Origin of the sequence: Megasphaera sp. AF13-6AC (assembly GCF_027685385.1) — a bacterium.
GTDB lineage: Bacteria > Bacillota > Negativicutes > Veillonellales > Megasphaeraceae > Megasphaera > Megasphaera micronuciformis.
Genome location: NZ_JAQCUN010000178.1, coordinates 1 through 2,142 on the forward strand (window position 1 = coordinate 1; position 2,142 = coordinate 2,142).

Below are 2,142 nucleotides of genomic sequence, written 5' to 3' on the forward strand. Positions count from 1 at the left end.
GCAAGGTTAAGAAGGTCAAGAAGGTATTTGTTCGCTCGGGTTTGCGTTATGATTATTTGTTGGAAGACCCGAATAACCGTGAGTTTATTAAAGAATTATGCGAGTTTCACGTAAGCGGTCAGCTGAAGGTGGCACCGGAACATGCGGCTAAACACGTGACGGATATGATGGGGAAGGCCGGTATCGACACGTTTTATAAGTTTAAGGCTGTTTTTGACGATGTTAATCGGGAGTTGGGTAAAAAGCAATATCTCGTACCGTATTTCATGTCCAGTCATCCCGGTTGTACCTTACAAGATGCCGTTACGTTAGCCGAATTTTTACGAGATATGTATATGCAGCCCGAACAGGTACAGGATTTTATTCCTACGCCGGGAAGTTTGTCGACGGCTATGTACTATACGGGAATGAATCCCTTGACGGGTGAGAAGGTTTACGTGGCACGGCGACAGGAAGAAAAGGCTATGCAACGGGCACTTATGCAGTATAAGAACCCGGCTAATTATGATACGGTTCATAAAGCGTTGTGCCTTGCCGGAAGAAGAGATCTCATCGGCTTCGGACCGAAATGTCTTATTGCACCGCGCCGCAAGGCGGAGGCGAAAGAAAGACGGGATTATAAGGGAGCTCGCCAGTCCCGCACCTCTCAAGGGCAGGACATACACAAAAGCGAAGGCAGACAGTCGGGAAGGATGAATTCCGTCAAGGGAACAAGGCGGCAAGGCGGCCGGTTCTCACAAAATCGGAAGACTGCAAGGAGATAATCAGATGAAGCGATATTTCACGTTCATAGGCATGATTGTGTTCATAGGACTGTTTTTGGCAGTAGGCGTATATATACAGCAAGAACGGCAACAGCAGTTGGCTACTCAGGAAATGTATGCTAAAGAGCGGCATCTTGTCGTGTATTCGGATATGCCTACTGCCGTGAACAGAGATTTGGCCGAAGCCTTTTACAAGTCCAAGCATTTGCGGGTACAAATGGTGTCCATGTCGGAAGACGGCTTGCAACGGGCCTTGCAAAAGCCCGTGCAGGGACGCATGACGCCGGACGTGGTCATTGCGTCGGAAGATACACTTCGCCAAGGTCAGATTCAGGGATGTTTTATTCCCTATTCATCGGAGGCGACGGAAACAGTACCTCTTTATTTGAAGGACGATGAAAATGCCTGGACCGGATTGTGGTACGATCCTTTATTGTTTGTAGTTAATCGTGATTATTATGCCATGGGCGGCAATAATATCAATACGTGGAGCGACTTATTGACAGATTCGACTATCAGTATCAGTTTTCCCGATTTGGCGGCAACGGATATTGGCGGCGACTTTCTTTGCGAGTTCGTAGAAGTACACGGCAGCGAGCGGTCGGCACTGTATTTTCGCAGCCTGCAGGAACGCATCGGTACTTATTCTAAAACCATGGCTCCCGTCATGCATCGCGTTGCATCCGGAGAAGTTCAGGTCGGCATTATCGATGCTCTGACGGAACGGCAATATCGTTTTGACGGAGCTCCCGTATTCGATGTGTATCCTCAGGACGGGACATCGTACTGGTTGACGGGAACAGCTGTTACGCGTTGGTGCGAAGACGAGGAGTTGGCCGCCGTCTTTACGGATTGGCTTTTGTCCAACGAAGCTGTCGATATATTGAGCAAAAACCGCTTGTACTATAACTTTGCTTCTTCGACCTTGCCGCAACGTCAGGATTCGAAAGGAAAAGACCCCGTTTTGTTTATGACGACGAAGCATTACAATGACGAACAACGAAAAGAATTGCAAGATTGGTGGATCAGAACGGTCCGCTTCGGAAAGGATACGTAATGGAGAAGATTGCCTTTGTCAGCTTGGGCTGCTCGAAGAATTTAATAGATACGGAAGTCATGCTGGGGATTTTGAAGGATAAACACATGGGCATGACCGACGATCCGGCGCAGGCCGACATTATTATCGTCAATACATGTACGTTTATTGAAAAAGCTAAGCAAGAGTCTATTGACGCCATTATCGAGGCAGGCCGATATAAGACGGAAGGCAGGTGCAAGATTCTCATTGTCACAGGGTGTCTTAGTCAGCAGTATCAGGAAGAGTTGTTGAAAGAGTTGCCCGAAGTAGATGCCCTCTTGGGCACCGGTTCATGGGACC

Annotated in this window: 2 protein-coding genes and 1 pseudogene; all 3 read left to right on the forward strand. The window is 48.1% G+C overall.

The window, feature by feature from the left end:
* A partial coding sequence (locus tag PGX78_RS07790) for a DUF3362 domain-containing protein (RefSeq protein ID WP_270446336.1) occupies positions 1–764 on the forward strand: 764 nt, incomplete at its 5' end.
* Positions 765–768: 4 nt separating this feature from the next.
* Positions 769–1,821, forward strand: a complete 1,053-nt coding sequence (locus PGX78_RS07795) for an ABC transporter substrate-binding protein (protein ID WP_270446338.1) — start codon at positions 769–771, stop codon at positions 1,819–1,821.
* A pseudogene (locus PGX78_RS07800) lies at positions 1,821–2,142 on the forward strand (30S ribosomal protein S12 methylthiotransferase RimO); the annotation flags it as partial. The gene PGX78_RS07795 and the pseudogene PGX78_RS07800, both read left to right, overlap by 1 nt.

Bases quoted from the DNA above. Each gene is read 5' to 3' on its own strand.
- PGX78_RS07795 (WP_270446338.1), top strand. From the start codon at position 769: ATGAAGCGATATTTCACGTTCATAGGCATGATTGTGTTCATAGGACTG.